Source organism: Streptomyces sp. B6B3 (assembly GCF_039871525.1).
Taxonomy (GTDB): domain Bacteria; phylum Actinomycetota; class Actinomycetes; order Streptomycetales; family Streptomycetaceae; genus Streptomyces.
Window position 1 is genome coordinate 66452 of sequence record NZ_JBDPLU010000018.1, and the last position, 9248, is coordinate 75699.

Here is a 9248-nt window from a genome sequence, read left to right on the forward strand (position 1 = left end):
GCCGCCGCTGCCGGGACGCTCGGTGTGGCTGGCCAGCCCGGCCAGCGTGGCCGCCCAGCCGTCCAGCAGCTCCTGGGCGCGGCTCTCGTCGAGGAGCCGCTCCGGCCAGGCCAGGCTCAGCACCAGTTCGGGTCCGGTGGGCAGGTCGCGGACCATGCCCATCACGTCCAGGGCGTGGCCGACGGGCAGTTCCTCCTGCGCGCCGCCGTCGGGCCCTGGACCGCCCACGGGCGTCCAGGGCTTCGGCTTCGGCGCGTCGGCCGCCCCGCCCGCGCCGCCGGGGGCGGGCATCCGGCCGAGGTAGTTGAAGCCGATCTGGGCGGTGGGCAGGGCGGCGAGGGTGGCGGCCGTCTCCGGGTTGAGGTGGCGGAGCATGCCGTAGCCGAGGCCGTCGCCGGGGACGGCGCGGAGCTGTTCCTTGACCCGCTTGAGGGCCCGTCCGGCGGCGTCGCCGCCGGCCCGGACGTCGGCCTGGTCGAGGCCCGAGGCGTCGATCCGGACCGGGTACAGGTTGGTGAACCAGCCGGAGGTGCGGGACAGATCGTCGGTCTCGCTCAACGGCTCCCGGCCGTGGCCCTCGATGTCCACCAGGAACCCACCGGTGGCGTCCTGACGGCTCCAGCCGGCGACGGCGGTGGCCAGGCCGGTCAGCAGCACGTCGTCGATCCCGGCGTGGAAGGCCGTCGGCACGCTGGTCAGCAGCGCCGAGGTGACCTCGGCCGGCACGGTGACCGAGACCTGCCGCACCGTGCGGCCCACGTCCCGGGCGGCGTCCAGCGACTCGTCCGTCAGGCGCGGGTCGGCGCCGTCCAGCATGCCGGTCCACGCCGCCAGTTCCGCGCGGCGTTCCTCGTTGCCGGCGTGGGCGGTGAGCTCGCGGGCCCAGTGCCGGAAGGAGGTGGGGACCGGGTCGAGGGTGACGGTGCCCCCGGCCGCCAGGGCCGCGTAGGCGTCGGCCAGATCGGGCAGCAGGGCCTGCCAGGAGACGGTGTCGATGACCAGGTGGTTGGCGATCAGCAGGAGTTGACCGGGCACGTCGCGGCCGCGGTCGAACCAGACGGCCTGGAGCATCACACCCGCCCGCGGATCCAGCCGGGCGACCGCGTCTCCCGCCGAGCGGAACGTCTCCTCGCGCAGGTCCGCGTCGGACAGGGCGGAGGCGTCCACCCGGCGAACGAGTCCCTCGACGTCCAGCGAGCCCGGTCCCTCGACCGTCAGGACGGCCGGCGTCGCCTCTGCGTCGAGGCGGGCGCGGAGGATGTCGTGGTGGTCGACGACCGCCCGCAGCGCCTGGACCAGGATCTCGACGTCCAGGTCGGCGGGAGTGGCGACCACGTTGGACTGGACGACGCGGCTGAGCCGGTCCGGGCCGAGCCGCTCCAGGATCTCGTGCATGACCGGGGTGAGCGGCACCTCGCCCACGCCCGGCTCGCCCTGGGCCGCGGCGGCGTCGGTGGCGATACCGGCGAGCGCGGCCAGGGCGGCGGGGGTGCGGTGTTCGAAGACCTGGCGGGGAGTGATGGCGAGTCCCGCGCGGCGGGCCCGGGAGGCCAGCTGCATGGACATGATGGAGTCGCCGCCGAGCTGGAAGAACGAGTCCTCGGCGCCGACCTGTTCCAGGCCGAGCACCTCGGCGAAGAGCGTGCAGAGGGTGGCCTCGGTCTCGGTGACCGGCTCCCGGCTGGTGACCTGCCCGGCGGTGTCGGGCGCGGGCAGCGCCTTGCGGTCCACCTTCCCGTTGGGCGTCAGCGGCATGGTCTCCAGCACGACGAAGGCCGCGGGCACCATGTACTCGGGCAGGGCGCCGGCCACATGGGCCCGGACCGGCGCCTGGTCGAGGCTCTCCCCGTCCGGCACCAGATAGGCGACGAGTCGCTTGTCGCCGGGGCGGTCTTCGCGGGCGATGACGACGGCCTGGCGCACCGCCTCGTGGGTGGTGAGCACGGCCTCGATCTCGCCGAGTTCGATGCGGTGGCCGCGGATCTTGACCTGGGTGTCGGCGCGGCCGTCGAAGTGCAGCTGTCCGTCGGTGTCCCAGTGGGCCAGGTCTCCGGAGCGGTACATCCGCAGCCCCGGCTCGTCGTTGAAGGGCCGGGCGACGAACCGTTCGGCGGTCAGGCCCGGTTGGTTGACGTAGCCGCGGGCCAGGCCGGGGCCCGACACGTAGACCTCTCCCGTCACACCCGGGGGAACGGGTCGCAGGAAGCCGTCCAGCACGAACACCCGGGTGTTGGCCAGCGGTCGGCCGATGGCCGGGGCCTGGTCCTGGGGGTTGATGGACTCGCTGATCGGCGCGGGCGTGGTGGTGGTGATGACGGTGGCCTCGGTCGGGCCGTAGGTGTTCCACACCCGGGACTGGGCGGTCCAGCGGGAGGCCAGGTCGGCGGTGAGCCGCTCGGCGCCCAGCACCCAGTTCTCCACGCCGAGCACGGCGTCCGGGTCGAGCACGCCGAGCAGGGACGGCACGACGCTGGCGACGGTGACATTGGCGTCGCGGATCATCTCCGCCAGCGCGTCGGGCTCGGTCCGCTCCTCGGTGGTGGCGATGGCGAGGGTGCCGCCGGCGGCGAGCGTGGTGGCGACGTCGAGGATCGAGGCGTCGAAGCTGAACGACGCGAACTGCAGCGCCGTCACGCCCTCCTCGACCCCCAGGACCGGGCGCATGGCCTGGGCCAGGTTGACCAGGCCCTGGTGGGAGACGGCGACGCCCTTGGGGCGGCCGGTGGAACCCGAGGTGTAGATGACGTACGCCAGCTGCGCCGGGTCCGTCCGCCTGCCGAAAGGCCCGGCCGGCTGGGCGGCGATCGCGGCCCGCGTCCCGGCGTCGTCCAGCACCACGCGGGTCGTGCCGGCGGGAATCTCGGCGAGGGTCTCCGCGACGCCGAGCACCAGGGTGGCGTTGCTGTTCTCCAGTACGTACGAGAGCCGGTCCGACGGGTAGTCGGGATCGAGCGGGATGAACGCGCCGCCGGCCTGCCAGACGGCCAGCATCCCGACGATCATGTCCACGCCGCGCGGCAGGCACAGGCCCACCCGCGACTCGACGCCGACGCCGAGACCGACCAGGTGCTGGGCGAGCCGGTCGGCCCGCTCCTCCAGCTCGCCGTAGGTCAGCGCGTCGGGGCCGGAGCGGACGGCCACCGCCTCCGGCGTCCGGCCGGCCTGGGCCCGGATCGCCTCCGGCAGCGTGCCGGACGGCACCGGCTGGTCCGTGTCGTTCCACTCCGACAGCACCAGCGACCGCTCGGCCTCGTCCAGCACGTCGATGTCGGTGAGCCTGATCTCCGCGTCCTGGGCGATCTGCTCCAGCACGCGCACCAGACGGCTCGACAGCACGCGCGCGGCGGCCTCGTCGAACTGGTCGGGCCGGTAGTCCAGGCGCAGTTGCAGGTCGCTGGCCGGCGCCACGCCCAGCGCGAGCACGAAGTTGGTCGACTCCCGCATGCCCACCGGCGTGATCCGCAGCCCGCCGGGGTCGGCCGCCGCGAACGGGGCGGAGGGCATGTTCTCGAAGGCGACCATCGTGTCGAACGAGGCGCCGGCGCCGGCGAGCCGCTGGATGTCGCTGAGCGCGATGTGCTGGTGGTCCAGCAGGGCCAGCTGCTGCGCCTGCAGCGCGGTCAGCGTCTCGGCGACGGTCTGCTTCGGGTCGAACGCCACCCGCACCGGGACGGTGTTGAGGAACAGGCCGAGCATGTCCTCCATGCCCGGCAGGTCGGCGGGCCGCCCGGCCACGGTGGCGCCGAAGACGACGTCGTGCCGCCCGGTCAGCTGCCCGACGATGACGGCCCACGCCGTCTGGAAGACGGTGTTCAGCGTGACGTCCTGCCGGCGGGCCACCTCCCGCAGCGCCTCGGTGAGCGCCTCGCCCGCCTGCGTGGTGACGGTGTTGGCCAGGACGGGCGCGGAGCTCGACGCCTGGGGCGCGACCAGGGTCGGCTCGTCCGCCCCCGACAGCGCCTGCTGCCACGCCTGGTGGGCGGCGTTCGTGTCCTGGCGGGACAGCCAGGCGAGGTACTCGCGGTACGGGGTGACGGGAGGCAGGTCGCGGCCGCTGCCGCCGGCGTCGTAGCAGGCGCGCAGCTCCCGCAGCAGGATGGGCAGCGACCAGCCGTCCAGAAGGATGTGGTGCATGGTCACGGCCATCTGGTGCCGGTTCTCGCCCAGCTTCATCAGCAGGATCTTCAGCAGCGGCGGCCGCGCGATGTCCATGCGCCGGGCGCGTTCCTCGATGCCCAGCCGCTCGGCCTCGGCCTGCGCGGCGGTCTCGTCGAGGGCGGAGAGATCCTCCTCGCGCCAGGGCAGGGTGGCGTGCCGGGCGATGACCTGCACCGACTGATCGGTGCCGGCCACCTGCTGGAAGCCGGCGCGGAGGCTGGCGTGCCGGTCCAGCACCGCCTGCCAGGCGGCCCGCATCACCGGGGTGTCCAGCGGCCCGTCCACGGAGAGGACGAGCTGCTCGACGTAGACGTCGGTGCCGTCCTCGTCGTAGAGGGCGTGGAAGAGCATGCCCTCCTGCAACGGCGAGACCGGCAGCACCTCCTCCAGGTCGGGGACCTGGGCCTCGAAGTCGTCGACGTGCTGCTGTTCGAGGCTGACGAGGGGGAAGTCGGACGGGGTGAAGCCGCCGCTGCCGGGCCGGGCGGTGTGGGTGGCCAGACCGGTCAGCGTGGCCGCCCAGCCGTCCAGCAGGCCGCGCGCCCGGGCCTCGTCGAGGAGCCGTTCCGGCCAGGCCAGACTGAGGGTCAGCTCCGGCCCGGTGGGCAGGTCCCGGACGACGCCCATGACCTCCAGGGTGTGCATGACCGGGAGTTCGCCCTGGGCCCCACCGTCGGGTCCCGGCTCACCGGAACGTGGCCAGACATCGGAGGGTGGGGCTTCGGGGGCCGCGCCGCCGGGTGCGGGCATCCGGCCGAGGTAGTTGAAGCCGATCTGGGCGGTGGGCAGGGCGGCCAGGATGGCGGCCGTCTCCGAATTGAGGCGCCGGAGCATGCCGTAGCCGAGGCCGTCGCCGGGCACGGCGCGGAGCTGTTCCTTGACCCGCTTGAGGGCCTGTCCGGCGGCCTGGCCGCCGGCGCGGACGTCGGCCTGGTCGAGGCCCGAGGCGTCGATCCGGACGGGGTGGAGGTTGGTGAACCAGCCGGCGGTCCGGGTCAGATCGTCGGTCTCGCTGAGTGGTTCGCGGCCGTGGCCCTCGATGTCGACGAGGAACCCACCGGTGGTGTCCTGGTCGGTCCAGTCGGCGACGGCGGTGGCCAGGCCGGTCAGCAGCACGTCGTCGATCCCGGCGTGGAACGCGGTGGGGACCTCGGTGAGCAGGCTGGCGGTGACCTCGGCCGGCACGGTGACGGTGAGCTGCCGCACCGTGTTGCCGACGTCCCGGGTGGGACCGGCCGGTTCGGCGGTCAGCAGGGGGTTGGGCCCGTCGATGAGCCGGGTCCAGTCGGGGAGTTCGGCCAGGCGCTGGTCGCTGGCGGCCTGGGCGGCCAGCTCGCGCGCCCAGTGCCGGAACGAGGTGGGGACCGGGTCGAACGAGGGGCCCTGGCCGGCGGCGATGTCGGCGTAGGCGTCGGCCAGGTCGGGCAGCAGGACCTGCCAGGTGACGGTGTCCACGACCAGGTGGTTGGCGAGCAGGAGCAGCCGCCCTGACAGGTCGGGCCCGCGGTCGAGCCAGACGGCCTGCAGCATCACCCCGGCCCGCGGGTCCAGCCGTTCCACGGCCAGCCGGGCCTGGTCCTCCACCAGCGTGCGCACCTCCGCCTCGGAGGCGGCGCCCGAGGCGTCGACGCGGGTGAGCAGGGTCGCGACGTCCAGCGAGCCCGGTTCGTCGACGGTCAGGACGGACTGCGCCTCGTCGATGTCGAGGCGGGCGCGGAGGATGTCGTGGTGGTCGACGACGGACTGCAGCGCGCGGGTGAGCACGCCGAGGTCGGTCCCGGTCGGGGTGGTGACCACGTGGGCCTGGACGACCTGGGCCACCTGGTCCGGGCGCACCCGTTCGATCAGTTCGTGCATCACCGGGGTCAGCGGTATCTGGCCGACCCCGGGTTCGCCCTGCGTCTCGGGCTCGTCGCCGGCGCTGCTGGCCAGGGTGGCCAGGGCGGCGGGGGTGCGGTGTTCGAAGACCTGGCGGGGGGTGATGGACAGGCCGGCGCGGCGGGCGCGGGAGGCCAGCTGCATGGACATGATGGAGTCGCCGCCGAGTTCGAAGAACGAGTCCTCGGCGCCGACCTGTTCCAGGCCGAGCACCTCGGCGAAGAGCGTGCAGAGGGTGGCTTCGGTCTCGGTGGCCGGTTCGCGGCTGGTGGTCTGTCCGGCGGTGTCGGGGGCGGGCAGGGCCTTGTGGTCGATCTTGCCGTTGGGGGTCAGCGGCATGGTCTCCAGCACGACGAGGGCCGTGGGGACCATGTACTCGGGCAGGGCGTCGGCGACGTGGTCGCGGACCTGTGCCTGGTCGAGGCTCTCCCCGTGTGGCACCAGGTAGGCGACCAGGCGCCTGTCGCCGGGGCGGTCTTCGCGGGCGATGACGGTGGCCTGGCGGACATGCTCGTGGGTGGTGAGGACGGCTTCGATCTCGCCGAGTTCGATGCGGTGGCCGCGGATCTTGACCTGGGTGTCGGCGCGGCCGTCGAAGTGCAGTTGCCCTTCGGTGTCCCAGTGGGCGAGGTCGCCGGAGCGGTACATCCGCAGGCCCGGCTCGTCGTCGAAGGGGGAGGCGACGAACCGTTCGGCGGTCAGGCCCGGTTGGTTGACGTAGCCGCGGGCCAGGCCGGGGCCCGACACGTAGAGCTCTCCCGTGACACCCGGGGGAACGGGCCGCAGGAAGCCGTCCAGCACGAACACCCGGGTGTTCGGGAGGGGCTGGCCGATGGCCGGGGCCTGGTCGGCGGGCGTGATGTCCGCGCTGATCGGGGCGGACATGGCGGTGGTGATGACGGTGGCCTCGGTCGGGCCGTAGGTGTTCCGCACCGTGGCCTGTCCCGCCCAGCGGGACGCCAGGTCGGCGGTGAGCCGCTCGGCGCCCAGCACCCAGGTGGTGATGCCGGGAACGGTGTCGGGGTCCAGCACGCCGAGCAGGGACGGGACGACGCTGGCGACGGAGACGTCGCCCTCGCGGATCATCTCCGCCAGCGCCTGCGGTTCGGTGCGCTCCTCGGCGGTGGCGATGGCCAGGGTGCCGCCGGCGGCCAGCGTGGTGGCGACGTCGAGGATCGAGGCGTCGAAGCTGAACGAGGCGAACTGCAGGGCGGTGACGCCCTCGTCCATGCCGAGCACCGGCTTCATGGCCTCGGCCAGGTTCACCAGACCCCGGTGCGAGACCGCGACGCCCTTCGGGCGGCCGGTCGACCCCGACGTGTAGATGACGTACGCCAGCTGCGCCGGATCCGTCGCCACCGTGGGGGCACCTCCCAGGCCGCCAGGGCCTGGGGGAGGGGTGGCCGGCTGGGCGGCGATCGCGGCCCGCGTCCCGGCGTCGTCCAGGATCACCACGCGCGCGGCGTCGGCGGGAATCTCGGCGAGGGTCTCGGCGACGCCCAGCACCAGGGTGGCGTCGCTGTTCTCCAGCACGTACGAGAGCCGGTCGGCCGGATAGTCGGGATCCAGCGGTATGAACGCGCCGCCGGCCTGCCAGACCGCGAGCATCGCGACGATCATGTCCACGCCGCGCGGCAGGCACAGGCCCACCCGCGACTCCGCGCCGACGCCCAGGCCGACCAGGTGCCGGGCCAGCCGGTTGGCCCGCTCCGCCACCTCGCCGTACGACAGCGCGTCGGCACCGCAACGAACCGCCACCGCCTCCGGGATCCGCGCGGCCTGCGCCCGGATCGCCTCCGGCAGGGTGTCGGACGGGATCGGCCGGTCGGTGGCGTTCCACTCGGACACCACCAGCGACCGCTCGGCCTCGCTCGCGACGCCGATCTGGCCCACGGGCAGCGAGGGGTCCGCGATCACCTGCTCCAGCACCCACAGCAGCCGCTGCGCCAGGGCCCGGACGGTGTCCTCGCCGAAGAGGTCGGACCGGTAGTCGAACCGGCACATCAGGCGTTCGCCGCCCACCACCAGCGTGAGCGGGTAGTGCGCGACGCCCTGCCCGCCGCCGGGAAGGATGCGCAGGGCGTCCGGGTTCGCGTCCCCGGTGCGCAGCTTGGGCGCGGACTCGAAGATCACGATGGTGTCGAACAGCGCCCCCACGCCGGCGAGCCGCTGCACCTGCGGCAGCCCGAGGTGCTGGTGCGCCATCAGACCCGACTGGCGCGCCTGCAGCGTGGCCAACATCCGCGACACCGGTTCGGCCGCGTCGAGTTCCACCCGCACCGGGAGGGTGTGCATGAAGAGCCCGACCATCGACTCCACGCCCCGCAGCTCGGGAGGCCGGCCCGCGGAGGTGGCGCCGAAGATCACGTCGTCACGGCCGACCAGCTGCGCGAGCACGATGCCCCACGCGCCCTGGATCACCGTGTTGACCGTCAGATCCCGACTCCGGGCGAACCGCACCAGACCCTCGGCCAGTTCCTCGGGGAACTCGGTGACCAGATTCCCGAAGGTCCGCTCCGCGTCGGCCGCGGCACCACCCGCCACGAGCGTCGGCTCCTCGACGCCGGCCAGCTCCTCCTCCCAGGCCTGGCGCGCCGCGTCCTTGTCCTGCCGCCCCAGCCACCGCAGGTACTCCCGGTAGGAGGTCGCCCGGCGCAGCCCGCGGGCGTGGCCGCCCGCCTCGTAGATCGCCGACAGCTCGTTGGTCAGCACCGGCAGCGACCAGCCGTCCGTCAGGACGTGGTGGCTGGTGAACACCAGACGGTGGTGCTGCTCGCTGACCCTGATGAGCAGCAGCCGCATCAGCGGCGGCACCGCCAGGTCGAACCGCTCCGCCACCTCCTCCGCGGAGAGCCGGTCGATCTCGGCGCGGGCCTCGGCCTCCGGCAGCCCGGAGACGTCCCCCTCCCGCCACGGCAGCTCCACCTTGCGCGCGATGACCTGGACCGCCTCGCCCGACTTGCGCCGGCGGAAGCACGCCCGCAGCGCCGCGTGCCGCGACAGCAGGGCCTGCCACGACGCCCGCATCCGTTCCGCGTCCAGTGGCCCGCGCAGCTCGTAGGTCCGCTGCTGCTGGTAGACGTCGGGACCCTGGTCGTCGAAGTCAGCGTGGAACAGCAGCCCCTCCTGCAGAGGCGACAGCGGCCACACGTCCTCGACACGGGATCGGGTCATCGCGTTTCTTCTCCTTACGGCGACGTGGTTCCAGTCGG

1 protein-coding gene (cut by a window edge) is annotated in these 9248 nt (G+C 73.6%); it reads right to left on the reverse strand.

Features of this window, described 5'->3' with window-relative positions; all coding sequences use genetic code 11:
* A protein-coding gene (locus ABGB06_RS29600) for a non-ribosomal peptide synthase/polyketide synthase (protein WP_347594986.1) crosses the window boundary here: on the reverse strand, positions 1-9210 show its 5' portion. It extends 19260 nt beyond the left edge of the window; the window shows 9210 of its 28470 coding nt (coding positions 1-9210); it begins with the start codon at positions 9208-9210; the stop codon falls past the left edge of the window.
* Positions 9211-9248: the final 38 nt, after the last annotated feature.